The following is a 26,450-nucleotide window of genomic DNA, read 5'->3' as shown; positions in this document are numbered from 1 at the left end:
ATATAGGTAAAAAGATCCAGAAAAGAGGGGTGTCAATGGAAGTTAATTCACTGCTTCGTTTAGAACAAATTGCTGAAACTGAATTTTCGTTGATTACAAAGTTTTATGACGAAGAACAGGAGCGGTATATTGTTTTAAAAGAAACAAAAGGAAATTTGGATCGCTATACGAGCCTTTTATTTGAAAGAGAAGTAGGCGCATTACGCCGGCTACGTCATAATCATATCATTGAAATGTATGACTTTGGATTTTTACCTGGTGAGAACGGTGGCAAAAAGGGACGAATTTTTCTTGAGCATATTAGCGGCGAAAACCTTCAGACAGTAGACCGATCATTGATTGATTATACGGACAAGATTAGAATTATCTTGCAGCTTATTGATGCTGTTGAGGCTGCTCACAGCAAAGCTATATTACATAGAGATATCAAACCATCTAATATAATGATCGTCGATCACAGACAAGCGAAGCTAATTGACTTTGGGCTTTCGAAGATCAAGGGGATGGTGACGGGTGAAACCACTTATAAATTTGGTTCAAATCATTATTCAGCTCCAGAAGTGGGGTATCATCCAGAAAATGCTTCTTTTCAAAGCGACATTTACTCTTTAGGGGCCTCCATCTATTTTCTCTTGACTGGATGTGTACCCGGTTTGCCTGAAAAGCTACAGATATCTATTTCACAGAGTTCCGACATTACGCCACCCTTAAAGAACATCCTGATAAAAGCTGTCGAATCTGATCTAGAAGCAAGATATGAAACTATCACAGACTTAAAACGAGATTTAGCTCAGATAATCGGGGACCTTATGTCGGTTACAAAGTTCTCGATTAAATTCCCTTTCGATTTGCTCGAGCAGGCCAAAAGACAAAAATTTGTACCAAAGAACGTCAAACTCAGTGAATTTATTGATCAATACTTAAATAAGTGGTTTGAAAAAGATATCTATGGGTTCGTTGAATCCAGAATCAAAAGTGGCAGGTTGGAAGATGGAGATGAAGTGTCGTTTTTCTCAACGAACGGATACCTTTTGAAGGGCTTGTACAAGGAATACGACGAATATTTTCTTCTTAATGACATTAAATTTCTCAAACAGACTGATCGGTCGCGTTATGAGAAAAAGTACTTGCGTATAGCTGGTAAAGCTATATTTAGCCATTCAATAAATCAAGCTACACAGATGGATTTCCAGACCTACGAAGTTGTAAGTGATCTCGTGGATCATCGGATCGAGTATCAATCAGATGCGAGTAAGCAAAATGAGTTTGAAAAGTTCTTTGGAATCTGGACAGACTATCTCGAAAACGAGAAAGAGTTACTAGTTTCAGCTGCAAAAAGTTTTGACTATATGAGCTATAGCTATAATGCAGAGGATCATACGATGGAGTTCGAATTGCAGGATTCAACGGTGGAAAGTTTTGGATTTACAAATGAAACAACCATCATATTTGATCCCAAACTAGAGGATCCTGATCGAAAGTATAGAACAAAGCCAGTGAAGATCGGAAAGTTCAAGGAAATCACTTATCAGGACGAGACAGTGTATCTTGTAGTTGAATCATCGAAAAAAATCAATGGGATTCCACGTTCAGGGAAACTTGTTGAAGACTATCGATTAAAAACTAAATTAATTGATAAGCAAATGAGCGCTATCCGTGCGTTGAATAACGATGAGGCCATATGCAATGAGAACTTAAGGGATATTATTTTAGGTTTTGAAAGCCCTAAATCTATAGGTAGTTTCAATAACATCGACTTCTTCAATAAGAGATTAGATGCCAACCAAAAAGAATCAGTAAAAGTGGCCTTGAATACATCCTCGATTGCAGTCATACAGGGTCCTCCTGGAACAGGGAAAACGACAGTAATTCGCGAGTTTGTGAATCAGATTTTACACCGTAATAATGCAGATATATCACAGGAAAATTTTAAAATTCTAATTGTGTCACAGTCACATACCGCTGTTGACAATGTATTGGAAGGGTTAAACTTTCCACAAGATTTTAAAACGAAAGCAGTCCGGATTGGTCAAGATGAGAATATCTTGCCAGCTATTCGGGACAAATACAGTGTCTCAAACGTCAGAAACATATGGTCTAAGGAAACAAAAGATGCCTCTAACCGGAAGATGATTGATCTAACCACGCAGTATGGAATTGATCCGGATGAGCTAAAGCGATACGTTGATATGTACTCTAAAACAAGCCGTTCAGAGGAGGAAGAGTTACTAATTCAGCAATTCGAGTCCAGATATCAGGATGAACCAGAAAAGCAGCGGATTATACGAACTGCTATTATTCAAGATAACTGGGTAAAGCGTCTTGGAATTGCCAGTGATTCAGAATCACGACTAATTGAAAATGCAACCATTGTCGCGGGTACCTGTACCGGTTTTAATTCAAATCCCTCTACACGGAATATGAATTTTGATTATGTCATTGTTGATGAAGGAGCGAAAGCGAGTGTACCAGAACTTCTTATACCGCTCCTTAAGGGAAGTCGGTTGATCTTAGTTGGAGATCATCAACAATTACCTCCTGTACTCAATACAGATGCCATAAAGCTAACTTCACATGGAAAACAAGAAGATTTTGAGAATGGTATGTTTAAACGTCTCTATGATAACTTTCCAAAATCCAACCGAATCCGCTTAACGACTCAGTACCGGATGCACCAAACTATCGGTAATATGATTAGTAGAGTGTTTTATGGTAATGAGATTCAGACTGGGATTCCCAATGAAGAACGGACTCATGAACTAAAATTGTATCAAGGAAAACAATTGATATGGGTAAGTACGAGTAAGGAATGGAATCGGAGAGAAATAAGGCATAAGTCAAATGAAGATAGAAATACCTATAAAAATGAGAAAGAAATGCAAGTTATTAAACAAATGCTTTGGGAGTTTGATAAAGAAGAGGCCTCCCGTAAATATGAAATCGCAGTAATTACAGGTTACAGCTATCAAAAGTCTATTATAAGAGATTTTGTCGCAAGGGCTGACTTTAGAAATATCAGCAATATTGAGGTGAATACGGTCGATGCATATCAAGGAAAAGACAAAGACATTGTCATTTTTAGTACCGTCCGGAGCAACAAAAATAATGATATTGGATTTCAGAAGTCAGCGCAGAGAATCAATGTAGCATTGTCCAGGGCACGAAGGCTATTAGTCATAGTTGGAGATAAGGATCATTTCATGCTAAATCGACAACCTACAAACAAACTTCCAGAAATTGAGCGTTATATGTCTCAAACAGACGGCTGTGAGATTATTGAATACAAGGAGCCAAGTCATGCGAGAAAATGATTACATTCTAAATTTGAAAACTAAAATCCCTCCACAAATAGACGGTCTACGGTATTTGAAGACGATTACGATCGGCATTCCTTACGTTCGTATGAAGTTGAATATCACTACTCGCAGGGAGTATCATCTTCCCTTGGCTCATGAAGTTGTTCTCCGCCTTATTGCTGAGAAATGGACGAACTATGAGGAGATACGTGAAGTGCTTGGCGTTGATAAAGACTATCTTGACAAAATTCTCTTGGAGCTGGGCGTAGCTGATTACATTACCCACGTAGGGAGGGAGATCTCCCTATCTGCTGCGGGAAGGAAGGTTCTGCTCGATTTAAAATCCATAAGAATTGAACCGGATTATATGGATAATGTCTACTTCAATATGCTCACTGGAGAAATTGTTAAAGAAGAGAGCACGTACAGGTCCAAGTTGAAAAACAAATCTAAATGTATGGTTTACCTAAATAACATAGAAGATATATCTGGAGATTTTCTTGCCAAAAACGAACATGAAATTAAAGAGTTGTATAATATAAGGGTTAGGGATAGCCGTGACAGATATATGGGAGATGAAACTGTTGGTAGTGATGAATTGTACCGGGTTATTACTATAGAGGACTATGACCGGGTGTACGATCAATTGCCAGCCCATGTTTACTACTCCCATGACAATAAGAATATTGTTTTCGAACTTGGAAACGACGATAATAAAGAATTGTATTACAATTGTCTTAAAGAACAAATGAAAAGTCACCCTAAATCATTTGATGAAATATATGATACGAGGCAGTTTTTTCAACGTAAAGAATCCACTTTCTTTAAATGGTATCCTGAAGAGGAGTATGCCATACAAACTTTAGAGGATAAGCGATCTGTGTTTACAACTCATCTCCAGAGTTCAAGTATAGACATAGAGCAGATCCACAGCAGTTGTTTTACAGAACGCCTTTTGATGTACCAAGAATACCAAGATATTCTACGTTCTCTAACTCAAAAGAAACCTAGAGAAGTCGTTATTATTACTGATAATTTGTACATGTTAGAGGAGAGTGAATATAGCCTTTTGGCTTTAATTGAAGCAATCTCCAAAAATTCATTGATCTATATAGGACATGGGGAAAAATCAAATTCAGTCATCAAAAAAATCAAAGGAAAGATAAGTGGAAAGCGTGTTGCGACTAAAGAATTTTCTGATATCAGAGGAACTCGAATTATAGTAGATAATGAGTACATGCTAACTATTCATCTTATACCATTTGCTGTAAAAAGTGAGTACTTACTGCAGGAGGTTGGCATTTTGACTTACGACAAAACACATCTAGATTTAATAAAAGGTCGATTTCCTGATCTTATGCCCGTTAAGGATAATTGAACAGCTGTTTGTCGAGGGACAAGACATCGAAAGTCGCTTTTCCTGATCTTATGCCCGTTAAGGATAATTGAACAGCTGTTTGTCGAGGGACAAGACATCGAAAGTCGCTTATTAAGCGGCTTTTTTATTTTATCGATACAAGTTCTTGTCCCGAGCCAAGGACAAGAACTTGTATCGATTACCGATTAGATGATTATCTAAGTAATAGGGGTAGTACCAGCGAAGCTGCCACCACCCGCAAAGTAGATGTAATTAAATGGGAAATTTATTGATAACCACATTATACTCCTGCTGTGCATCGGTGATCGCCAGCTTTGAATAGACCTCCAACGACTTACGGCTTTCGTGGCCCGAATATGGCTGTATAAGTGCGTCATCGATTCCCTGCTTTTTAAGCCAGGTCAAAAGGAAATGTCGCAGCTTATGCGGCGATAGATTTTGTATAAGACCAGCTTCTTCCGAATATTTGGCCAGAATCTTTCGTATTCCCCGATCCGTATATTTTTTCTTCCACGATGATTCGAACAGGTAAACCGCCTGCTTCTTTTTCATTGAATCAGCGTGCATGGCCAACATTTCTTTGAACGATTGAGGGAATGGAACAATGCGATCCTTGCTCCCCTTGCCCTTGTTAATCCGGATCTGACAGTAATGAAAGTCTATATCGGAAAGTTTGATATTGATAAGCTCACTCACACGAACACCGGTATAAAGTAGCGTTTTGACGATCATCATATCCTGAAAATTTTTAACCTGCCAAACCACATCATAGTACCGTTTAAGCTCCTCTTCCGTAGGGACATAGGGAAGCTTTTTTGTTGTTTTCGGAATCTCAACTTCTAGCTCCGACCGGAGATGCTGGAATAAACTTTTGAGATAGGCATAATCAGGCCGTTCCCCCCGGAGATATTTGGACAATTCCTTTGCTTTTCGTTTCGGTGAAGTGCGTTTCTCGGTCACGCAATAACACCTTCTTCCAAAGGCAAGCGCTCACTCATGTTCAATCGGAACGTACCGTAAGGGTTTACGTGCGTATAGATCAGCGGCGTAAGCGCTCGGAAATCTTCTGGGGTCATCAAGTCGAACCATTTCCGGTCAGATAAAATACTTTGCAGCATAATGGTATTGATGTATACCAAGCAGTTTTGCACCAGATGGAGAGATAACACGGACAACTCCTGGTCTTCTAAACGGTTGGTGGCTATTTCCCCACCTTTGCCGTAAAAAATGAAACTGTTTGCCGAATTCCAATTCTCAACAACATTTAGACCTGCGTTGATTTCTCGGCGCAACTCCTCTGAATGGAGGTAATCACACAGGAATATCGTTTTAACCGCCTTACCGAGTTCTCCCAACGCTTGATATGTCGGATGTTTTAGATTATTCCGGGTAAATCTTTTCAAGATTGCCTCCGTCTCGGCAGTACCGAGGCGAAGCGCTGTTGCATACTTCATCATCTGATCGTACTGCTGACGAATCAGTTCCCAATTAATCGGACGTGTCAAGACCGGCTGCAAGTTTGGGTAGGCTTCGGTCATGCCTGATTCAGGTCTGTATAGCTTTTGCGAATGAATCGCTTTAAGCCTCGGCATGAGCTGAAAGCCCAAAAGGTAACAAAATGCGAAGGCTACCTCGCTCTGGCCATGTGAATCTACGTAATTTTTTTCCACTTCCATTTCGGTACAGTGACGCAGCAATCCATCCATCATCGCAGCGACTTCAGATGAGGAACATGATTTGAGCTGCGAATAGATGCACGTCGAGTTTTTATCAACGTGCCAGTAAATCATTACGCCGCGGCCACGGTATCGGATATGCCATTCCGTCATAAGGTTTTGATCCCATGCGCCGAACTTTTTAGAATCTGATGCACATGACGTAGTAGCATCACCCCAAACATCTTGCATCTTTACCCGGAAAATAGCATTTACCACTTCTGAAATAGCATTACGAAGATTATCTTTATGGATAAATTTGCGGCGAACGTAAAGTAAATCTTTGTATGATTCACCATGCTCACCGGCACTCACACGTTTTAAACCAGCATTCGTTCCAAGGCCGTATAGGGATAGAATCAGTCTCTTTTGTAGCGTGTCCCGTCCTAGCGCCTCACGAACAGCGACCGTCCTGAATTTCTCCGTAAAGCCGACGCGGAGATCTGCCTCTTTTAAAATATCCAAGAGGCTCGTCATTGGCCATCGTCGAAGCATCTCAGTTTTCAAACGTGACAGATTGATTGGTTCCGCTTGTGGTTCTAACGGAGACAGACTAATCCAACCATTTCCTTTCTCCGTGATCCGAACTTTGTCGTTTTTCGGGAGGCCGGTATCGAGCTTTTCCAAGCCTTCTTTCATGGCTTGCTTTAACGTTGAAATGAAGGCTTCAGCATCTAGAGGTTGTTTTAGAGCCTTGTAATTTTCTTCTCGTCGTTCTTCAAAATCTATAGGCAAATCTTCGTCCGGATTCCGGTACCGATTCGCACCACTCACCCAAATTTCCTTGCAGCGAAGTTTTTCCCTTAAAGCCTGTAACGCACTAATTTCATAGTTCATCCTGTTAATTCGTTCTTGGCCTTTTTCGTCCTTTTCAATGATTATTTCCTTATTAACGCTGCGAATAACTCCATCAATCGGAATATCTTCGGTGAGTGGCAAATAGTGAAGCCCGGTATCCGCATATTTTTTCACCATCTCCAAGGCGCGAATCACAGGTTGGTGAACCTCGTTATTCGAACGAAATTCGAGAATGCCTAAAATTTCGGGAACCATACGGCGATAATGGCTGCTGTATGAGGCCCTAATAATCGTATGAATCTTTTCCCGGTAGGCTGGGCCGGTGTGTTTGAATTCTTTCACGAGATCCTGCAACGTTTGCTGGTTGACGACCGGATATATGACTTCTCGAATGATTCCGTCAGGATTATTAACAGCAGATTGCGCCAAGTTAAATAAAATGCCGTACTTATTGCTTACCTTGCGTAAGTCATTCAAAATTTCCTTTTCAACTTTTCTCTCCGCCCGAACACCAATACGATGAACAATTTGAATAAGCAGCTCGATCAGGTTGTCCGTAATCTCCATGCTCCGTAGCCAAAAGAAAGCCGATAAAAGTGTATAGCGGATCGGATCAGGATGCCGCCGCAGTTCTCGAAGATCCTCTGTCGCAGTCCGCTGCCGATACTTGGTCAAAACTTTAAGAGGGATTTCACGAAACAGATCATCCGGAAGTTCCAGATTTCGAATCGTTTGCAGCTTGCTTACTTCTCTTAACACACTTTCGACACCTGGTTTGCCCGGATCGGCCTTCAGCTCTTGAAAAGAAAGAAGTCCCTCGTCGCTGCTTGAACCGCCCTGGTCTTCATCCAGAAATGCGATATTATCTACAAGTGAATCCAATTTAGACAAAGACGCCGTAGGCAGTTTTTCCAGTGTGGCTTGGAAAAATTGTTCCTCATATGTTCGGATTGCGGTTCTGATAAGTCGCTCGATGCGATCAGCCGTAGGCGGTACAACTTTCATATCCCGAAATCGCCGGTATACGGTCTCAACCAAATGTTCGAAGTCGTGATCCTGGAATAACACACTTTTGCATAGCCAATCGATTACCTCTTCAGCATCATTGATGGTATCCTCACGAAAGCCAAAGAACTCCCTGATTTGTGTTCGATGGTAGGTGATGGAGCGACCGGCCCAATCGTATTGTGCATACAGCTCTGCCGGTGCCTCGATCTGCTTTGCTATGTATTGAATGACTGCTTTGGGCACTTCGAATTTATGGAATGGGAATCGCGCTTCATATTGGAAAAACTTAAACAGAACAGCAAACCCCAACCGAGTCTCCCCCGACTTATTGCCGACTTGCTGCATTTCATTTGGAAGAAATGTGAAATGCTCAATTAACTCCTCCAGCTCCCAATTTCGCTTCATATGATACCCTCCGAAAAAAGTTCCTAAAATGGTCAGTATCGGAACAAAGTAGTTGAAATCAGTATATCGAAACTGTATATTTTAGACAATATGAATCACTAAAAGCTCGAAGTTCGATTTACAAAAATAAAAACGGAACATTAGCGTGAAGCTATCTTTTCCTTGTGAGTGATGGGCATAAGCCGACACTAAATCAAGAATACCGAATAAAAGTGTTATTAGAAGTTGTGTCAATTTAGTTATTGACAATAAATTGTGCCAGGAGTACTATGTTTGTGTTGATCATAAGTCCTTGTTAGGTGAGGCTCCTATACAAACATAGGCCACTGCCCGGAAATATCGAAAGATGCCAATGGGTAGAACAGGAATTGCCGGATTAAGGCTCTTCTTAACGTGGCTAAGAGCAATGCTCTTTACGTTGTATAGTGCCAAAACTCAACTAGAGGGAACAAAGGTGCTGTTTTTGTGCGCTTAATTAACCCTCTAGGTAACAACTAGAGGGTTTTTCATTTTGAAAGGGGGGAACATGCATGGACAGTGGTGGTCCGAGTAGTCGAATGTGCAACTGCAATGAATATCCTGTACAGAGAAGCTGCCGATCTGGCGCTCCTGCATGTTCTCAATGCCTAATTTTCATTCGTCAATTTCATTTGGACGAGTGTAATTAAGTATGCTTATTTGACATGCGTAAGCGACATGGTCGACTCCGATTCCTCGGCTCTCTCTGATTACAGGGAGAGCTTTTTTGTGCTTACAAAGCCGCCGAATTTATCTTAGACAGTCGAAAGGATGAGATCCATGTTGAAAATATTTAAAACTGACGCTTCCGGATTTACGAAGGAGATCCATCAATTTGAAAAAGGATGTTGGATTCACCTCACCAATCCTTCTGAACAAGAAAAGCAAAAATTGGTCACCGAGTTGAACATTGATCTTGAGTTTCTGCACGATGCCCTCGATGACGAAGAAATCGGACGCATCGACATGGAAGAAAACCGGGTTATGCTTTTTGTGGATATCCCCCTTCACATCAATGGAGGCAAGGATATCTATACGACTGTTCCGCTTGGCATCTTGATTATGGAGGATTATTTCGTTACGGTTTGTCTGGAAGAAACCGCTGTTATGAATGAGTTTCTGCAAGGAAAGGTGAAGCATTTCCACACGCATATGCGAACACGGTTCGTGCTGCAAATCCTTTCCTCGACTTCGCTCTACTATTTGCAGTACTTGAAGAAAATAAACAGAAAAATGGAAGCGTTGGAACTGTCCTTGCGGCGCTCCATGAAAAACAATGAACTGTTAACGCTGCTTGAATTACAGAAGAGCCTTGTCTATTTTTCTACATCCCTCGAGACCAACAAATTGTTGATTGGACGGCTTTTGAACGGCAGTTATCTGAAAATGTATGAGGAGGACAAGGACCTGCTTGAAGAGGTAAAAGTCGAAATCCAGCAAGCGATCAAAATGTCTGAAATTTATACTGCCATCTTAGGAAACATTATGAACGGTTTCGGTTCGATCATTTCCAATAATTTGAACCATGTCGTAAAGCTGCTTACCGCGATTACCATTGTGATCACGTTGCCTATGGTGATCGGTACCTATTACGGCATGAATGTCGCGCTTCCTTTTCAGGACAGTCCGACAGCATTCAGTATCATTATGATTATCTCGGCAACCATTACGACCATCACAGCTCTCTGGTTCTGGAAAAAGAAGTACTTCTAAGTTATTAGAGAAATCGAATAGATTTGGTGAGGAGTGAACGTATGAAGAAAAAAATCTCCTATAGATTTTATCTGTTGCTTCTGCTTATTCTGTTAACTGGAGTGGGTAGTTCTTGGTACATGTACCATCTGGGTAAAGGTGCATCACAAGAAACGCAAGAAGTTAGCGAAGTGTCGCCAGATCAGTTGACGGATACGATCAAGCAGAAAGAGCTGCTGTTTGTATATTTTTATACGCCAGACTGCGTGCAATGCAATAAGTATGAGGAAACGTTTGCCAGGGCAGCAGCAGAAGCAGGTCTTAAATGGGTAAAAGCTAATGTCAAATATTATCCGGAGTTTAAGGATCCCTATAAAATCAAGTCAATTCCAAGCCTGGTTGCATTTAAAGGCGGGAGCGAAGTATCCAGACTGGAAACGGATTGGGACGAAAATAAAGTCAATACGTTCTTTCAGTCAATCCAGTAAAGTTATAACTAATTCGTATTGAGAAGCCGGTATTTTATAAACACCAGCTTCTCAATATGCAATTTCATCTATACCAGCCCTTGCGCCAAAACCAAATTAACAAAGAAGAACCGACAAAAAGCATAATCCCTAATACCCCAAAATAACCCCAACGCCAGGTCAGTTCCGGCATATACTCAAAATTCATACCGTAAATGCTCGCAATGAATGTTAACGGAATAAATATGGCTGTCATCACGGTTAGCGTCTTCATGATGGTATTCATTCTGTTTGAATTCATTGAAATATAGCTGTCCCGCATATCTGCCGTCATTTCCCGATTAGACTCAATCATTTCGGAAAGCTTTAGCAAATGATCGTAAATATCGGTAAAGTAAACGATTTGTTCTTTCATTCCATCAACTTTATCCGAATTAATGATTCGGTAAAGCAAATCCCGCATCGGAAAAATGGTTCTTCGAAGTTTTAGCAAATGCGAACGAATGTCGAATACTTCCTCCATCAATTCTTGAATGCTGTCGTCCCTGATACTGCTCTCAATTTCGTTTAAGTGGTCTTCAATTTGGTACAAACTCGGAAAATAATAATCCACTAATTTATCCATGATTAAATAGGCTACAAACATAGGACCTTTTTCGATTAAATTCTTTTCTGTAATCCGATTCCAAACTTCATTGACTTCCTTGGACTCTTTATGATGAAATGAAACGACAAAATTTTTTCCTAAAAATAAATCCACCTCTTCTGCAGCCAAAGATTTCTGATTCATGGCATGTAGCACAAAAAAGTGTACATCATCGTAATGGTCTAATTTGGGCCGTTGTAATAAATGAAGACAGTCTTCAATCGCTAAAGGATGAAAATGAAAATAGGTATCCAAAAAAATAGCTTCTCCTTCAGTTGGAATGTCAAAATCAACCCAAAACCATTTAATTTCCGGGTCTTGAAGTTTATCTAATGGTACATTTTTAACCAACTCAAAGTTATTCATTACCGCTATTGTACGAAGCATTTTTTTCCCTCTCTGCGATCGATTGTATGTCCCGATATCCAATATTCCCATTTTTGATCAGTTTTTAAACTTGGAGGCACGCCTACATTGGTATGTTGGCTCTATCCCGGAATAATAAAATTACATATATATCCATTTACTTTGCGGGTGGTGTCAGCTTCGCTGGTACTACCCCTAATAATAGATGTATCTAAAACCTCGATGCAATCTAATGCAATGAGGATGGAACGTTCCGTCCGCTGAAAAGTTTAACGCGGGCCGAAGCTGCTGCTTTGATTTTCCGTTTAAGGAGACTCATACAAACACAGTGAAGATAGAGTTGGTTAAGGGAGTCTCCATTGGCTCTCTTTAACCAGTATAGGTGACAATATTAGTGGCTATAATGCTTGTTACTGATGACGCTGCTTCTATGAGGATGATGGTAAGAGACTTCCTGACTAAAGGAGGGTATGAAGTAATTTCTGAAGCTTCAAACGGATTGGAAGCAGTTGAACAATACCGTGTTCATAAGCCGGATATTGTGCATATGGACATTACGATGCCTGATATGGAAGGAATTCAAGCTCTCAGAGAAATAAAAGGAGTTTTCCTGAAGCAAGAATTGTAATGTGCTCTGCAATGGGGCAGGAGCCAATGGTTGTAGAGGCTGGCGCAAAGGATTTCATAATTAAGCTGTTTCAACCGGATAGGGTGTTATAGAGCATTGCGAAAGCTTTATCGTAGCTCCTCTCGAATAAAGGCAGAAACTCTGATTATAGAGTTCCTGCCTTTATTATTACCTAAATTGCGAGTAAGGTTTGAAGTTCAAAAAATATAGTACGGATTTTATTTAATGCAACAACCTGACGTTGAGTTAGTGGCCTCGTAAAGTGGCTATGTTAATATAAATCTTTAGCTATTGCGGAAATCTTCACTATTAAGAAACTCAAGGAATTCTACGATTATTTCTGAGCAAACATCTTCCTGAGGAAGATAAGTATATCGACTTATCCTTTGTATATCGGGTTTGAATAGCTCAACCAACTTTAAAATTGCTTCGGAGTCTTTATTTTTCGCTGCTACAATTAGTTCCATGAACTCACTTTCTGTGATATGTGTCTCAACATTTTCTTTTTCCATTTATTCACCGCCTGTTGACTTATATTTAACTGCTGCGCAACCTCAGCTTCAGAGAATCCCTGTAGATAAATTTTTTCAATAATATATTGTCCATTTGTTGGAAGGTCGTTGATTAGTTGCATGACTATAACTCTATCTTCAGTTTGGCAAGTGAAGTCATCTTTGTTGGAGTCAATTTCAAAGATAGGCAATTCGTTGTTTTTAATTTTTTTTGCACGGTATTGAACTCTCCAACCAATTCTGTATATTTCTTGTCTGTATCTTTGATACGGTGTTTGATGACTTGTTGTCATTAATCCAACTCCTCTCAAGATCTGTTTATCATCAATATGTAGGGAAAAATAAATTTCTAGTTTACAACCAAAAAAGAACATTTGTTCCCATTATATATCAAATTTATTCCAGATTCCTTACATTTAATTACATAAACAATTTATTTTTGTGCAATATGAATATCAATGTTCTGGAATTTTATTAAGACAGGTTGTTAAATGGGAGGAATTTAATCCAAGAGATCCCGGATGATGATCTTGGATACGATCTCAACACAGTAAGATTTGGAACCATAGATGAAGAGGTAGTGTACCGCTCAAAATATCTAATGAATCATTACCTATAATAAAAAATCCACTCCATATTGAAGTGGCTTTTCCTTTGGAAAAAAGTTAAATCTTCTAGTAGAGAGGTTACTCCGCTCGGTTATATATTTGTTATATTTTCGACCTAAAAGGTAGAGATCACTGGATAAGATAAACATGTCCAATAATGAATTTGGAGCTGCTCATTAACGATCAATAAGAAAAAGGGATGGTTGTTAGAGTGAAACCATGCATTTCAGATCATAGAAGAACTATTTTTAAAAAAACGAACAAGATGATTGTTCTTTTTAAGGGGGTATAGTTTATGCGCTGTGTATTTTGCCAGGAAATATAGTGAGATAAATCTAACCCTTGTCACAACTTAATATATAAATAAGACGTTTATATTATGAAAAGGAATCCTCATCGGTGTAACTTTCAGAATGGACAATGCAATTCCATAAAGGTTAAAGAAGAAGGGTTCCTTATTCAGCCACAGTTTCTGCTAGTAGTTCCTTCTGGCCCATTATTCATGGTCTAAAATGAATATGATCTTGATATTCGAGATCGTGGCTTTTTAACTAGTCGAATAGCTAGACAAGCAAAATGTAAAAATATACTATAAGAGAAGGCTTGAGTTTATCTATCTAATTATTTCAAGAGGAGGCAACATGATGAAGCGATCAGTTTTATTTTATATCTGGGTTGCTATAGTAAGTTACTTAACTGGCCCGCTTGTTTATTCAGTAACTCTTTGGGTTTTAGAAGGAGAGAAGGTTAAAGATATAAATAAATTACTTACCTGGACAGCACCTACGTTTTTTTCCGTCGGTATACTACTTTTTCTTCTTTGTATAATACTACTTCGTTCAATTAATAAATATAATTTTTGGTCACAGACATTAGCTTTTGCCCTTGTCGGAATCATTCCTATTACAATAGTACCTTTTTTGACTGGTTTCTCTAGTGTATCTAATTTTAATTTTGTGGTTTCTCCTGAAGGGACACTATTTATTTTATTTTTCACTAGTATTGCTATTGTTTGTTCTTACGGTACTTGGGTAGCTCAAAAAAAACTCAACAAAATCCCTTTTATAATCATTTCAGTAGTAATATTTATATTGTTTATTATCATAGTATGAAAGAGAATTGATATAATAATTTAAAAAGAGCCCCTGTTATTTACAAGGGGCTCTTTACTGTCTGAAGTGTAGTCATAACTATGGATGTTTAGACTGTCCTATTCACCGAATGTTCCATCGGAGGAGCTAGAGACGCAGGCGTCTCACCAGTTACACGTGGATCATGCGTATAAATACGAGTTGGTGTGCCGTAGTCTACGCGCTTATAAATTTCATGTGCTGGATAGCCATCGTGTGCGCCATTTACGGTTACTTTACCTGTATTAGTTACAGTAATTGTATATTCCCAATCAATTGTTGGAGCAGAGCTAACTAGCGGGTTAGCTGCACTGGCTCGCAACTTGAAAGTAGCCGATGTACTAGAGATGCTCTGATTTGAAATAGTAAGACCAGCGGAAGAGGCATGGCCGGTAAATTGTCGGAGTACCTCTCCAGTTTCAATATCAACTGTTCTTTCAGTCGTCGAGCCTACGGATTTAAAATGCTTAATTTCTTTATTATTGAAATCAACTAGGGGTACCGCCAACAAAGTGCGGATTTTGTACGCTAAGCCCCGTTTGATCGAAAAAAGGCCGATATCCTGTACGCTAAGGATTACCGGCTTATTGGGGTAGTACCAGCGTCGCTGACACCACCCACAAACTAGATAAAAACTAGACTGGATATTGATTATTAACCTCGTTATATTCGTATTGAGCATCAGTAATTGTCAGCTTTGAATACACTTTTAGAGATTGAGCCAATGTTTTTTAATGTTTAGCATAAACAGAAGCAGCACTCCCTACTACATATAAGAGTGCTGCTTTTTATTACTGCTCATTATTTTATTTTACAACCATAACAGGGCACTGTACTCTCTTAACGACTTTATGACTGACACTACCCAAAACGAATTCCTGTAAAGAATTTAGCCCACGGCTTCCTATAATGACCAAGTCCACTTTCTCATTGTTTGCATACTCTACAATAGCTGGGCCAGGATCTCCGATAATAATCTTTGTTTTATGATTGATATTTTGGGTGGAAAGTTGCTCTGTTACGGGCATCAACTTTTGTTGACGTTTCAACTCTAATTCTTCATGATCTTGTGAATGCAGCACTTCGTTCTTAATTTTGGACATATCTTCCACGAACAAGATTTCTACTGAGGAATCCGGAACCAAAGATGCAATTTTAGCAGCTTCCTGTGCCGCACGAATTGAGTATTTTGATCCGTCAGCAGCTAGTAAAATACGTTTATACATCATCATATCTCCCTTTCGTTAGTGAGCTTTTAATTGCGCATTTGTGTCGTGATACAGTGCTAGTTTGTCTATAATTTTTTTGCTAGAAGAGTTGAGTCCGACGACTGTTACATGATTATTATTTTCACGAAACTTGATGACAACTTTATCTACCGCGCCTACAGCAGAATCGTCCCAAATATGTGCATTTGTAAAATCAATAACGATATCTTTTTTTGCTATCGTAAAGTCGAACGAGTTAACAAAGCCCTCTACAGAAGCAAAAAACAATTGCCCGGTAACATCATATTTGATCTTGTCGCTAGTCTGTTGCCTCTTAACCTCAAGTTTAGAAATCTTGGCAACAAAAAAGATCGCACTAAGAATAACTCCGGCAATAACCCCTTTTGATAGGTCATGTGTTGCAACAACAATAATCACGGTAGTTAACATGACAACAGCATCTGATTTGGGAGCTTTACGCAAATAGGAGAAAGATGACCAATCAAATGTGCCGATCGATACCATAATCATAATTCCAACTAGTACAGGCATTGGTATTTGTACTACTAATTCACCCAATACAAGAATGAGGAATAATAAGAATAGTCCTGCAATCAAGGTTGATAGTCTACCTCGACCTCCTGATTTGACATTAATCACAGACTGGCCAATCATGGCACATCCAGCCATGCCGCCAAAGAATCCGGTTACGATATTTGCAATACCCTGTCCTCTGGATTCTCGATGTTTATTACTTTCTGTACCTGTCATATCATCAACAATAGAGGCTGTTAGCAATGATTCCAATAATCCAACAATGGCTAAAGCGATTGAATACGGAAAGATAATTTGTAGCGTTTCCAAGGTAAACGGAATGTCAGGAATAAAGAAGGTTGGCAGCGATTGCGTAATTTTACCTAGATCGCCAACCGTTCTTAAATCAAATTGTCCCCAAATGGAAGCAGCTGTTAAGACAATAATAGCGATCAATGGGGCTGGTATCGCTTTGAAAAATCTAGGTACTACATATACAATAAGTAAAGTAATAGCGACAAATAGATAAGTCAAAGTCGATATTCCAACGAAATGAGGAACCTGCGCCATAAATATTAAAATGGCCAGCGCATTTACAAATCCAATCATGACGGCTCTAGGGATAAATTTCATTAGTTTTGCAACCTTACAAACACCAAATATGAGTTGGATAATCCCTGTGAGTATAGTGGCAGCCAATAAATATTGTAAACCATGTTCTTTTACGAGTGGCACCATGAGAAGGGCCATTGCACCTGTTGCAGCAGAAATCATACCTGAACGACCGCCTACAAATGCGATAATGACTGAAATACAAAAAGATGCATACAAACCAACCATAGGATCGACTCCAGCAATAATCGAAAAGGCAATTGCTTCGGGAATGAGGGCTAAAGCGACAACAATTCCTGCAAGCACATCACCCCTAATATTGGAAAACCAATCTCGTTTCATCTTTTCAAGCACGTTTACTCTCACTCCTTATCTTTATTATTTTTAGACTTATATAAGTCTTTTTCCGTGTTGAGCAGATTCATTGTATCATCGAACGACCCAAAAAGGAACCTTTTTGGAACTATTTTTGTGGTATGCTTCTACTAAGGCTTGGGCAGTTAGGAGTGAAAGTCATGTTAATTGGTTACATGAGGCCAAATGCAGATGATATTCAGTGTCACATTCAGTATCAGATTTTGACAAGTTTAAACTGTGATCATCTATTTACTGAGGAACATTCGTCCCCCAAAAAAAGAGTCGTACTAAAAAAAATGATGAGTGAACTGCAACCAGGTGATACGATTATAGTTTCTAAATTATTCTCATTGGCTGATTCTACTCGACATCTTGCAGATTTGTTACATCAGATAAGTGATAAGCAAGCTTATCTTTTATCTGTCGGAGAAGGGATTGACACTCGAAATTCTACTGGCTATTCGTTTCATGATAGCGTAAATCACTTGTTGAGCTTTCAAAGAGATGTTATTAGTGAGAATACCAAAAAAGGATTATATGAGGCGAAGCAAAACGGAATAACGGCTGGCCGTCCACGTAAACCTGACGAGAATGTAAAACGGGCAATTAGTATGTACGAAAGTAAAAAATACAGTCTTGCACAAATCAAAGAAGAAACGGGAATAAGCAAAACTACACTCTATCGCTATTTGGAGAGTTGATCGTGACCGTTCTTGTTCATCACAGACACTAGAAGCAAGACATAAAATAGTAAAAGCCGATAGTTCCTGCTTGAGGAAAAATCGGCTTTTTAACATATCATTTGTGGATAAACACATTCTACTTTGCGGGTGGTGTCAGCGACGATGGTACTACCCCTAATTCTCGCTTGCTGATGGCCAGGAAAACTCTCCTCCGAGAAATGTCCGCTAATTAATATTAGTGGACATGATTGATATTTAAAGCCAACCATTGATGTCCGCTAATGTTCTCGTTAAGATAAGATTATCATGTCCGCTAATGTAAGACAAGAATTTGGGGGTTCTCAAGATGACAGGAAACGGGATTTCAGAACAAGGAGAAAAAGTCATTGCTGACTTTATACATATGCTCGAAACGGAGGAAGATTTGAAACCAAAAACAGTTAAAGAGTATGGTGGGGATCTGAAACATTTCATCGGATGGTTTGAATGCGAACAAGTATCTGAAGAAATTATACCATTTCGTATGGAAGATGTAGCAACACCCACCATCACAAGATACCGCGATGTGATGCAAAAGGAAATGAAGCTAAAACCGGCCACGATTAACCGTAGGTTAATTACGTTGAAACGATTTTTTGAGTGGGCTTCAGTTCAAGGTTTAATTCGCCGCGATCCGTCCAAGCCGGTCAAGTTGGTACCAGAAGAAAAGGCAAGCCCACGGCAGATGACCGAAAGAGAAGAAGCAGCTCTCATTGCTGCGGTGGAGCATAGTGGATCGATTCGAGATCAAACGATCATTACTTTAATGCTGCATACGGGACTACGAACGATGGAAATCTGTGATCTTGCTCCTGGTGATGTAATCATTGGAAAACGAAGTGGTCAGGTTACAGTTCGATCAGGAAAACGAAACAAGCAACGAGAAGTACCGCTAAATGCAACTTGCCGGGCCATCTTGGAAAAACATATGGTGGACTTGTCTCCAGATAGTCCGTATCTATTCCCTTCAGAAAAAACAGGTGATCGTTTAACTGAACGGGCTTTACGACATCTCATTCAAAAATACATGAAATTAGCTCGCTTAGAAGGATTAAGTGCTCACGATTTGCGCCATCGATTCGGCTATGTCATGGCCGACAATACCCCATTACATCGGTTAGCGCAAATTATGGGGCATGACAGCTTAGACACAACAATGATCTACGTCAAAGCAACACGAGCTGATTTGCAATCCGAAGTAGAAAAAATAGCTTGGCAATAATCTGAAAGGATGAGCAGTTTATGCCGGTTAGAGGAAGAGAATTACTAACACTAGACGAAAGAAATGAACTCATGAGGATTCGTCCAGACATGAGTGAATGGGAACTCGCTACTTGCTATACCTTTTCACAACATGACATAGAAATCATCAACAGGCACCGAAGAGATCATAATCGTTTGGGCTTCGCTGTTCAATTATGTACTCTTAGATACCCTGGTTGGTCATTGTCTGATGTGAAAGATATTCCTGAGACTGTCTTACGTTACATAGCCAAGCAAATTGATGTTGATCCGGAAGTCTATCCTTTGTATGCTCAACGGGACCCGACCAGACGTGAACATCTTGAAGAGATCCGTCAGGAATATGGGTATCGTAATTTCTCTTCGCGTGAATACCGTAGTTCATCCCAATTTTTATTACATTATGCAATGGAGAATGGAAATCCGACACATTTGATTCGCACCGTCCTGGACGAACTACGAAAGAGAAAAATTATTCTCCCGGCTATGACGACAATTGAAAGGCTGGTCTGGGAAACCCGCCATCGAGCAGAGGAAAGGATTTTTAAACAGCTAACAAATTCCCTGTCTATTTGGCAAAAGCTGAGATTAGACAAGCTGATCGATCCATTTATAGAAAACGGAAAAACACTTCTAGCATGGCTTCGGGAGGTACCTGGCCAATCCTCGCCAGAGGCATTTCTAAAAGTGATTGAGCGTCTGGAGTATATTCGGGGAATTGAATTATCGATAAACACGGGTGAGATCCACCCTAACCGATTCATACAATTGGCCCGTTTGGGAGCAAGATACGAGCCACATTCATTCCGACGATTTAACGAGACAAAAAGATACGCCATTCTAGTCGCCTATCTTTTGAATGTAAGTCAAAATTTAATCGACCAAGCGATTGAAATCCATGACCGGCAGATTATGATATTGCAATCAAAGGGACGTAAAGCACAAGAAGAAATACAAAAACAAAATGGAAAGTCCGTCAATGAAAAGGTTATACATTATGCGGATTTAGGTGCAGCTCTGATCCGAGCTAGAAACGAGGGTCTTGATCCATTTGCAACCTTAGAGGCGGTTATGCCGTGGGAAAAGATAGTCGCTTCGGTTGAAGAAGCAAAGAAATTGGCGCGGCCAATGGATTATGATTATTTGGATTTATTGGAGAATCGATTCTTTTATCTCCGAAAATATACACCTACTCTTCTACGAGCACTAGAATTTCGTTCTACTCAGTCAACCGAACCGTTATTACGCGCATTAGATACCATTCGTGAAATGAATAATTCAGGGAAACGTAAGGTTCCAGATGGAGCACCATTAGACTTTATCCCGAATCGTTGGCAAAAACATGTGTATGACGAGGATGGCTTAATCAATCGACATTATTATGAGATGGCTGCTCTTACAGAGCTGCGTAATCATATTCGTTCTGGAGATATTTCCGTTGTAGGAAGTAAGCAGCATAAAGATTTTGATGAATACCTGGTATCTAAACAAGAATGGGATACTGCCCGTACCTCCGGTACCAGACTTGCTGTTAGCTTGTCGTCAGAAGAATATCTTCAGGAGAGATACGAAGCGTTATATAAGCGTCTGCAATGGGTATCGGATCATCTGCATGAGCTTGAAGGCGTAAGTATAGATAAAGAAAAACTTCGTGTTGATCGGTTGGAGAAAGACGTACCGGATGAAGCCAGATCGTTCAGTTTATCTCTTTATGACATGCTGCCCCGTATCAAATTAACTGATTTGCTTATGGATGTGGCCAACTGGACTGGATTTGATGAAATGTTTATTCATGCTTCTACTGGTCGTCCACCTAAAGCCGAAGAAAGAACGATTGTGATGGCCACTCTAATGGCAATGGGAACGAACATAGGGCTGACAAAAATGGCTGAGGCCACTCCAGGTATTTCGTATCATCAAATGGCAAACGTAGCTCAATGGAGAATGTATGAGGATGCCATGAATCGGGCACAGGCCACTCTGGTAAACTTTCATCACAAGCTGGCTTTAGCTTCTTATTGGGGAGACGGCAGCACATCTTCATCAGATGGTATGCGTGTTCAGGTAGGTGTTTCGGCACTACATGCTGATGCGAACCCGCATTATGGCTCAGGAAAAGGAACAACAATTTATCGATTCGTCAGCGATCAATTTTCTTCGTTCTATACGAAAGTCATCAATACGAATGCTCGTGACGCGGTGCATGTCATCGATGGCCTTTTGCATCATGAATCTGAGTTGTCTATTGAAGAACATTATACGGATACGGCCGGCTACACTGATCAAGTCTTTGGTTTAAGTCATTTGCTCGGATTCCGGTTTGCTCCACGGCTTCGGGATTTGTCTGATTCCAGGTTATATTCTTTTGATAAGGTAGGTGAGTTTCCAAAGATAGAAAACCTACTCCGCGGTCGTATCAATACGAAGATCATTCGGGAGAACTATGATGACGTTTTACGTTTAGCCCACTCTATTCGAGAAGGGAAAGTTTCTGGATCTCTTATCATGGGGAAACTTGGATCTTATGCTAGACAAAATAGTCTAGCTACAGCTCTACGGGAAATGGGACGGATCGAAAAGACAATCTTTATTTTGGATTACATCTCTAGCGAATCGATGCGTCGTCGCATCCAACGTGGTCTAAATAAAGGCGAGGCAATGAACGCTCTTGCCAGAGCACTCTTCTTTGGAAAACGCGGAGAATTACGTGAACGTGCCTTACAAGATCAGCTACAACGGGCCAGCGCATTGAATATTCTGATCAACGCAATAAGTGTCTGGAATACAGTTTATCTTACAGAAGCAACGAAACTCTTGAATCAAAAAGGATCGCTTCAGGCAAATCTATTAAGCCACATTTCGCCTTTAGGATGGGAACATATCAACTTTCTTGGCGAGTACACATTCGATCAAAAGCGAAATGCCAGCCTAAACGCATTGTTACCACTTATTCAATGAAGAATCGAAGCCGGTAATCCTTAGCGTACAGGATACCGGCCTTTTTTCGATCAAACGGGGCTTAGCGTACAAAATCCGCACTTTGTTGGCGGTACCCCAACTACAACGTGCTGAGTCATTTTCGAGAGTTCGGGCTGATTCTCCGTATAGTATGTGAACCCCCTGTTATTACCGTTGAATTGAACAACAACCTCAGACGTTCGCATGTAATCGATCCATGCTTGTGGAATAAATGCTGCCAAACGTACCTCAACAATATTAGCCATATATATTACCTCCTTAAATTGTTGAAGACGGTTCTTCAATTTTCCCGGGAGTTGAAGTTTTTCGCGTCTTCACAATGAAGGAAAGATAATCGGTAGTTATACAACCATGCAGTTCATACTTTTTGTTATGTTAAGAATAAGAATATATTATTTAATTCTTTCTTCTTTGCAACGACTATTTTTCTTCTGGGTACTGAGTATCCAGGTTTTTATTGAGTTCATTAATCGCAGATTTAGGGGGTCTGGTTAAGAGTTTAAGCCAGACACAACCTAATAAGTATATAGTGAAGTTTGCAAAAGGATTGCGGGTAATCGTAGAAGGGGTTCGATGAAATTTAGAACTATCTCTGTTTCGGAGCTAATAGGGGGAATTTTGTGTCAATTAACATCATGGGCGGATGCTATAAATCGCATTAAATGACTGTTTAAATTGAACTAACAAGGGAATACTATTCTTCGAAGCACTATATTATGGGGGAATAGTAATGCATGATTTAAAGTATCTTTCAGAACTTGAAAACCTTGCCCGAAAAAGGGTTAACTCAATCAGAGCAACATTTGATAAAGAGGAAGAATTGCTTAAGCTACTTGAGGACGTTCCTTTTAACAATAATGAACATCTGGAAGACAAAATTATAGTTATGCTTTGGAGACTTCGATCACATTACGAAGTTTGGGAAAAAGTATTGAGTGAATCCAAGAAACGGTCATATATAAGAAGAATTAAATAACTTAGGTGGTAACAACATAGTAATTAGACTTAGTTTAAGTCTTAGAACATCTTCACAAACGTTGGATTTTGTACATATGTCTATGACAACAAGAAAGAGCCATCCGTTATGGATGGCTCTTCTCTTCATATAGCGTTTCTTCTATTATATGTAAAGTCGTACTAAGAGTCAATTTGTCTTTATCAGTTGTTGCTCGTGTAGTCTAAGGTTTAAGCAATCGATTCTCTAGATCAGACGATTTCATTGCTTCACCTCAATTCAGACTGTGGCCAATCGAATTTAAAGTACCGCCCTCATTTGAAGGCGGCATCTATGTTATGGTAATTCTCACGGATGTCTTATTATACTATCCATTAATGTACAATCATATACATAATAAGCTTATTAATCAGCAATCGGACTAAGTTCTTGTCCCTCAACCATTCAACATCCCCATGGTAAAGTTTACGATGGCTGAACAAAAAAATAGATCACTGCACCTTTGGCCGGCGCACAGTGATCCATTCTCATGGTTTTGCTTCTAAAGTAAATTTAGCACATTTCTAGGTATCTGTGAAGCAGACTCTTGTCAGTTTAAAAGATGTTATTATACTAAATTGAAATTAAGGTAATGCTCCCAGCTATAACACCGCAACTTAAAATTGCAATATAATCAGCATATTTTTTGTCTGCTTTACTACTAGACCTACGGAGTACAACTGATAAACAAAAACCGATTATTCCGAATATAATTCCTAACATGTAATCACAAACCTTTCCAGTTTGACATTATTACCTTCACTTTGAATTACAACTTCCCAGCATTTTCGGTTATTCATTGAGAAAATTACGATATGAATCTTCCGACATTCTCAAGCGTACACCATGAAGATTTTTTTCGTACCGCTCTATTGTTCTTTTCTTTTTTTGATCCCAATAAGAAACAAAGTCGTATGTAAATTTTGGTATAAGATACCTTACTTCAATCAGATCGTTCAAAGATGAATCAATCTCAACATTTACATATTGTGGACTAACTGACTCACCGGTAATACATTGAAATTCGACTGTAACTTTACCGGTATTATCAATACTTACACTGTTTGTTGTTACTATAACTTCCTCAAGTACTCTTACTTCATCAATTCGGAAACATCTGCTGTGAATCCATAGTTCAAGTTTCTTTAATCTAGCAAATTTATTCAATTTCAGACGATAAGCATAAGTATTTAAGTAAGTAAGAAATGAATCTCTTTTTTCAATTCTCACAACACTAAAATGACCTGATTGAATATCAAGATCAAAAAGATCTTGTACTTCATCTATCGGCTTTTGATCTAAGATTTCCAAGTACTCTGGAACTACAATGTCAAGCCAACTGACGCTTTTCAAGGGTAAATCATCCTTTCACAAAATCTGAGTATGAACCTTCGATCAATTACTAAATCTTCACGAAAATCATCTACAATATTCACGATAAAGGTAGGAAGTGAATGCTGGACTCAGGGAATATGAATATGACATCGACATAGGTGGAAGCTGCTCCTGTATGCTTTGTTTTGGTAATCAGCAATACTCCACCGATGATCAGCAGTATGGTAAAAAAGGTTCCAGATGATATCGTAGACGATTACATTCTCTACATACCTGATCTGATGGAGCTGTATCAATTTATGTTGAATCGTTCCATCATATAACTGAAATAAACCCCCGCCTAATAGAACGCCTCCCCACCAGGTTCTTCAATTTTCCCTGGATTTTCGCGTCTTCACAATGAAGGAAAGATAACCGGTAGTTATACAACCATGCAGTTCATACTTTTTGTTATATTAAGAATAAGAATATATTATTTAATTCTTTCTTCTTTGCAACGACTATTTTTCTTCTGGGTACTGAGTATCCAGGTTTTTATTGAGTTCATTAATCGCAGATTTAGGAGGTCTGGCTAAGAGTTTAAGCCAACGGAAATTATTTGTAAAATTTATATATATATGATTTTTATTATAAGTGATAGATTGGTTAGTTGTTTTAATTATCACGTTTTATCCAATGGCGAATCTGATCTATAGAACATCAACCGATTAAAAAGAGACGCTGCAGAATCAGCGTCTAATCCAAATCTACATCAGTTACGATTTTCTTTTCTTCCTTCAATAACTGCATTATTTGCCATACTCTACCCGCTGTTATATTAAGACGTTTTCCTATCTGTTTTTGCGTAAGCCACGGTTCCTTTCGCTTCATTTCTTTGATTATGTACATAAGTTTTTTTCGAGGAGTTCTTTTCTTAATTTTTGTTTCATCATTTACAGATTGGATTTTTATACAAGGTTTTACGATGCCCTTATCTGTTAGTTCATATCCTCCAAAAAGATCAAATTCTATGGTATTTCTGCCCGATCCTTCTGTTTCTTGGATCTCCTCCTTCTTATGAATCTTATCCTCATTATTCTGAATGTAGTCTGCAGCAATCTTCTTCAACTGGGATACTCTTGCCTGTTTAACACCTAAAATATCTGCTATTTCAATCTGCTTGAGATGAGGCATCGCATTATTTAATTCTATATATTTTTCGACCATTATTAATGTGCTCGGACGTATTTTACTTTTTTTTTCTTGCTTGTTTGTAGCGACTGCTATATCACTCTCAATCTCCAGTGAAGTAACAAGTTCATTTGTCCCTTTTAATTCTTTTACGCTTTGAAGTTCAAAAGCGCATTCTCTACAAATGAACTTTTTCTTATAATAAAATTCTTTTATGACGTTCCCACAAAATTCACAACCTGGATTATATTTTTTTATTGATATTATCCCACCTTCAATAAAGAGCTCTAAAGGATCACCAATACTGATATCAAGAGTATCCCGAATTTCAGATGGTATCACTATTCTCCCCATGTTATCTAAAGGTCGCTTCATTCCAGTACGTATCATATAAAAATATCTCCTTATGAGTAATAACCTACTTAAATTTGGAAATAGTTTAACATTGTTAATGATTTAAATAAATAACTATTTACTAACTAAGATGTTTTAATTCTTTATTGGAGAGTATAAAATATTATGTGTAAATGAATAAATGCAAAAGGAAGACCTTTTCTTGTAGAATTGAGTTACCACACAAAATTCACAGAGAGAGGTCTTCCCTATGAATCATTTTACAACAGATTTAGT

20 protein-coding genes, 3 pseudogenes and 1 riboswitch are annotated in these 26,450 nt (G+C 39.1%); of the genes and pseudogenes, 11 read left to right on the top strand and 12 right to left on the bottom strand.

What is annotated here, in order from left to right; all coding sequences use genetic code 11:
* The first annotated feature begins 35 nt into the window (after nt 1–35).
* Together ACFQ3J_RS26715 and ACFQ3J_RS26710 are read left to right on the top strand one after the other, a co-directional pair.
* Nucleotides 36–3,311, top strand: coding sequence for a serine/threonine-protein kinase (locus tag ACFQ3J_RS26715; RefSeq protein ID WP_090728154.1), 3,276 nt, complete (start codon nt 36–38; stop codon nt 3,309–3,311).
* Nucleotides 3,298–4,674 (top strand): hypothetical protein, encoded by a 1,377-nt coding sequence (locus tag ACFQ3J_RS26710; protein ID WP_090728152.1) that lies wholly within the window; start codon nt 3,298–3,300, stop codon nt 4,672–4,674. The genes ACFQ3J_RS26715 and ACFQ3J_RS26710 overlap by 14 nt, the downstream gene beginning before the upstream one ends.
* A gap of 252 nt (nt 4,675–4,926) precedes the next feature.
* Here the strand turns inward: ACFQ3J_RS26710 and ACFQ3J_RS26705 are convergent, their stop codons facing one another.
* Nucleotides 4,927–5,634 carry a tyrosine-type recombinase/integrase gene (locus tag ACFQ3J_RS26705; protein WP_090728150.1) on the bottom strand — a complete coding sequence of 236 codons (708 nt, stop codon included), beginning with the start codon at nt 5,632–5,634 and terminating at the stop codon, nt 4,927–4,929.
* Nucleotides 5,631–8,600 (bottom strand): Tn3 family transposase, encoded by a 2,970-nt coding sequence (locus ACFQ3J_RS26700; RefSeq protein WP_090728148.1) that lies wholly within the window; start codon nt 8,598–8,600, stop codon nt 5,631–5,633. The genes ACFQ3J_RS26705 and ACFQ3J_RS26700 overlap by 4 nt, the downstream gene beginning before the upstream one ends.
* Before the next feature lie 284 nt (nt 8,601–8,884).
* Nucleotides 8,885–9,054, top strand: a riboswitch (M-box (ykoK) riboswitch).
* 344 nt (nt 9,055–9,398) lie between these two features.
* On the opposite strand from ACFQ3J_RS26700, the gene ACFQ3J_RS26695 reads away from it, so the two are divergent.
* Nucleotides 9,399–10,331, top strand: coding sequence for a magnesium transporter CorA family protein (locus ACFQ3J_RS26695; protein ID WP_090728147.1), 933 nt, complete (start codon nt 9,399–9,401; stop codon nt 10,329–10,331).
* 41 nt (nt 10,332–10,372) lie between these two features.
* Nucleotides 10,373–10,798: a thioredoxin family protein gene (locus ACFQ3J_RS26690; RefSeq protein WP_090728145.1), complete on the top strand. Its 426-nt coding sequence runs from the start codon at nt 10,373–10,375 to the stop codon at nt 10,796–10,798.
* A 64-nt stretch (nt 10,799–10,862) separates the two neighbouring features.
* Here the strand turns inward: ACFQ3J_RS26690 and corA are convergent, their stop codons facing one another.
* The gene (gene corA, locus ACFQ3J_RS26685) at nt 10,863–11,810 is read right to left on the bottom strand and encodes a magnesium/cobalt transporter CorA (protein WP_072526570.1); all 948 of its coding nucleotides are present in this window, start codon (nt 11,808–11,810) and stop codon (nt 10,863–10,865) included.
* 215 nt (nt 11,811–12,025) lie between these two features.
* On the opposite strand from corA, the pseudogene ACFQ3J_RS26680 reads away from it, so the two are divergent.
* A pseudogene (locus ACFQ3J_RS26680) lies at nt 12,026–12,121 on the top strand (S-layer homology domain-containing protein); the annotation flags it as partial.
* A gap of 71 nt (nt 12,122–12,192) precedes the next feature.
* Nucleotides 12,193–12,509: pseudogene (locus tag ACFQ3J_RS26675) on the top strand (response regulator).
* Between the two features lie 192 nt (nt 12,510–12,701).
* Here the strand turns inward: ACFQ3J_RS26675 and ACFQ3J_RS26670 are convergent.
* Together ACFQ3J_RS26670 and ACFQ3J_RS26665 are read right to left on the bottom strand one after the other, a co-directional pair.
* Nucleotides 12,702–12,884 (bottom strand): helix-turn-helix domain-containing protein, encoded by a 183-nt coding sequence (locus ACFQ3J_RS26670; protein ID WP_090728143.1) that lies wholly within the window; start codon nt 12,882–12,884, stop codon nt 12,702–12,704.
* Nucleotides 12,875–13,222 (bottom strand): sigma factor-like helix-turn-helix DNA-binding protein, encoded by a 348-nt coding sequence (locus ACFQ3J_RS26665; RefSeq protein WP_090728141.1) that lies wholly within the window; start codon nt 13,220–13,222, stop codon nt 12,875–12,877. The genes ACFQ3J_RS26670 and ACFQ3J_RS26665 overlap by 10 nt, the downstream gene beginning before the upstream one ends.
* A gap of 956 nt (nt 13,223–14,178) precedes the next feature.
* On the opposite strand from ACFQ3J_RS26665, the gene ACFQ3J_RS26660 reads away from it, so the two are divergent.
* Nucleotides 14,179–14,649, top strand: a complete 471-nt coding sequence (locus ACFQ3J_RS26660; RefSeq protein ID WP_143042174.1) for a hypothetical protein — start codon at nt 14,179–14,181, stop codon at nt 14,647–14,649.
* 88 nt (nt 14,650–14,737) lie between these two features.
* On the opposite strand, the gene ACFQ3J_RS26655 is transcribed toward ACFQ3J_RS26660, so the two are convergent.
* The 3 genes from ACFQ3J_RS26655 to ACFQ3J_RS26645 all read right to left on the bottom strand — a co-directional run bounded on the left by ACFQ3J_RS26655 (nt 14,738) and on the right by ACFQ3J_RS26645 (nt 17,375).
* Nucleotides 14,738–15,349 carry a DUF3238 domain-containing protein gene (locus tag ACFQ3J_RS26655; protein WP_379294394.1) on the bottom strand — a complete coding sequence of 204 codons (612 nt, stop codon included), beginning with the start codon at nt 15,347–15,349 and terminating at the stop codon, nt 14,738–14,740.
* A 124-nt stretch (nt 15,350–15,473) separates the two neighbouring features.
* The gene (locus ACFQ3J_RS26650; protein WP_090728270.1) at nt 15,474–15,893 is read right to left on the bottom strand and encodes a universal stress protein; all 420 of its coding nucleotides are present in this window, start codon (nt 15,891–15,893) and stop codon (nt 15,474–15,476) included.
* 18 nt (nt 15,894–15,911) lie between these two features.
* On the bottom strand, nt 15,912–17,375 hold the full coding sequence (locus ACFQ3J_RS26645) for a SulP family inorganic anion transporter (RefSeq protein WP_090728268.1): 1,464 nt from the start codon (nt 17,373–17,375) through the stop codon (nt 15,912–15,914).
* 161 nt (nt 17,376–17,536) lie between these two features.
* Between ACFQ3J_RS26645 and ACFQ3J_RS26640 the strand changes: the two genes are divergently transcribed.
* The 3 genes from ACFQ3J_RS26640 to ACFQ3J_RS26630 all read left to right on the top strand — a co-directional run bounded on the left by ACFQ3J_RS26640 (nt 17,537) and on the right by ACFQ3J_RS26630 (nt 22,300).
* The gene (locus ACFQ3J_RS26640; RefSeq protein WP_090728266.1) at nt 17,537–18,079 is read left to right on the top strand and encodes a recombinase family protein; all 543 of its coding nucleotides are present in this window, start codon (nt 17,537–17,539) and stop codon (nt 18,077–18,079) included.
* A 328-nt stretch (nt 18,080–18,407) separates the two neighbouring features.
* Nucleotides 18,408–19,322 (top strand): tyrosine-type recombinase/integrase, encoded by a 915-nt coding sequence (locus ACFQ3J_RS26635; RefSeq protein ID WP_090728265.1) that lies wholly within the window; start codon nt 18,408–18,410, stop codon nt 19,320–19,322.
* 20 nt (nt 19,323–19,342) lie between these two features.
* Nucleotides 19,343–22,300: a Tn3 family transposase gene (locus tag ACFQ3J_RS26630; protein WP_090728262.1), complete on the top strand. Its 2,958-nt coding sequence runs from the start codon at nt 19,343–19,345 to the stop codon at nt 22,298–22,300.
* Between the two features lie 50 nt (nt 22,301–22,350).
* Here the strand turns inward: ACFQ3J_RS26630 and ACFQ3J_RS26625 are convergent, their stop codons facing one another.
* Nucleotides 22,351–22,566: a DUF3238 domain-containing protein gene (locus ACFQ3J_RS26625; protein ID WP_090727719.1), complete on the bottom strand. Its 216-nt coding sequence runs from the start codon at nt 22,564–22,566 to the stop codon at nt 22,351–22,353.
* A 485-nt stretch (nt 22,567–23,051) separates the two neighbouring features.
* On the opposite strand from ACFQ3J_RS26625, the gene ACFQ3J_RS26620 reads away from it, so the two are divergent.
* Nucleotides 23,052–23,297, top strand: coding sequence for a hypothetical protein (locus tag ACFQ3J_RS26620; RefSeq protein WP_090727720.1), 246 nt, complete (start codon nt 23,052–23,054; stop codon nt 23,295–23,297).
* An 810-nt stretch (nt 23,298–24,107) separates the two neighbouring features.
* Here the strand turns inward: ACFQ3J_RS26620 and ACFQ3J_RS26615 are convergent.
* The 3 genes and pseudogenes from ACFQ3J_RS26615 to ACFQ3J_RS26605 form a co-directional block, all read right to left on the bottom strand.
* Entirely contained in the window at nt 24,108–24,668 is a 561-nt protein-coding gene (locus ACFQ3J_RS26615; protein ID WP_090727722.1) for a hypothetical protein, read from the bottom strand.
* 79 nt (nt 24,669–24,747) lie between these two features.
* Nucleotides 24,748–25,018, bottom strand: a pseudogene (locus tag ACFQ3J_RS26610) (DUF2243 domain-containing protein); the annotation flags it as partial.
* A gap of 367 nt (nt 25,019–25,385) precedes the next feature.
* The gene (locus ACFQ3J_RS26605; protein WP_090727724.1) at nt 25,386–26,210 is read right to left on the bottom strand and encodes an AbrB/MazE/SpoVT family DNA-binding domain-containing protein; all 825 of its coding nucleotides are present in this window, start codon (nt 26,208–26,210) and stop codon (nt 25,386–25,388) included.
* Nucleotides 26,211–26,450: the final 240 nt, after the last annotated feature.

The sequence above is a fragment of the Paenibacillus provencensis genome (genome assembly GCF_042678545.1).
Lineage (GTDB): Bacteria > Bacillota > Bacilli > Paenibacillales > Paenibacillaceae > Paenibacillus > Paenibacillus provencensis.
Note: the sequence above shows the minus strand (reverse complement) of the source record. Positions and strands in the feature narration are given on the sequence as shown.

Excerpts from the sequence above, each read along its gene's own strand:
- ACFQ3J_RS26660 (WP_143042174.1), top strand. The coding sequence starts at position 14,179 with ATGATGAAGCGATCAGTTTTATTTTATATCTGGGTTGCTATAGTAAGT.
- ACFQ3J_RS26665 (WP_090728141.1), bottom strand. The coding sequence starts at position 13,222 with ATGACAACAAGTCATCAAACACCGTATCAAAGATACAGACAAGAAATA.
- ACFQ3J_RS26640 (WP_090728266.1), top strand. The coding sequence starts at position 17,537 with ATGTTAATTGGTTACATGAGGCCAAATGCAGATGATATTCAGTGTCAC.
- ACFQ3J_RS26700 (WP_090728148.1), bottom strand. The coding sequence starts at position 8,600 with ATGAAGCGAAATTGGGAGCTGGAGGAGTTAATTGAGCATTTCACATTT.
- corA (WP_072526570.1), bottom strand. The coding sequence starts at position 11,810 with ATGCTTCGTACAATAGCGGTAATGAATAACTTTGAGTTGGTTAAAAAT.
- ACFQ3J_RS26650 (WP_090728270.1), bottom strand. The coding sequence starts at position 15,893 with ATGTATAAACGTATTTTACTAGCTGCTGACGGATCAAAATACTCAATT.
- ACFQ3J_RS26635 (WP_090728265.1), top strand. The coding sequence starts at position 18,408 with ATGACAGGAAACGGGATTTCAGAACAAGGAGAAAAAGTCATTGCTGAC.
- ACFQ3J_RS26710 (WP_090728152.1), top strand. The coding sequence starts at position 3,298 with ATGCGAGAAAATGATTACATTCTAAATTTGAAAACTAAAATCCCTCCA.
- ACFQ3J_RS26655 (WP_379294394.1), bottom strand. The coding sequence starts at position 15,349 with ATGCTCAATACGAATATAACGAGGTTAATAATCAATATCCAGTCTAGT.
- ACFQ3J_RS26605 (WP_090727724.1), bottom strand. The coding sequence starts at position 26,210 with ATGATACGTACTGGAATGAAGCGACCTTTAGATAACATGGGGAGAATA.
- ACFQ3J_RS26620 (WP_090727720.1), top strand. The coding sequence starts at position 23,052 with ATGCATGATTTAAAGTATCTTTCAGAACTTGAAAACCTTGCCCGAAAA.
- ACFQ3J_RS26715 (WP_090728154.1), top strand. The coding sequence starts at position 36 with ATGGAAGTTAATTCACTGCTTCGTTTAGAACAAATTGCTGAAACTGAA.
- ACFQ3J_RS26690 (WP_090728145.1), top strand. The coding sequence starts at position 10,373 with ATGAAGAAAAAAATCTCCTATAGATTTTATCTGTTGCTTCTGCTTATT.
- ACFQ3J_RS26630 (WP_090728262.1), top strand. The coding sequence starts at position 19,343 with ATGCCGGTTAGAGGAAGAGAATTACTAACACTAGACGAAAGAAATGAA.
- ACFQ3J_RS26670 (WP_090728143.1), bottom strand. The coding sequence starts at position 12,884 with ATGGAACTAATTGTAGCAGCGAAAAATAAAGACTCCGAAGCAATTTTA.
- ACFQ3J_RS26625 (WP_090727719.1), bottom strand. The coding sequence starts at position 22,566 with ATGGCTAATATTGTTGAGGTACGTTTGGCAGCATTTATTCCACAAGCA.
- ACFQ3J_RS26695 (WP_090728147.1), top strand. The coding sequence starts at position 9,399 with ATGTTGAAAATATTTAAAACTGACGCTTCCGGATTTACGAAGGAGATC.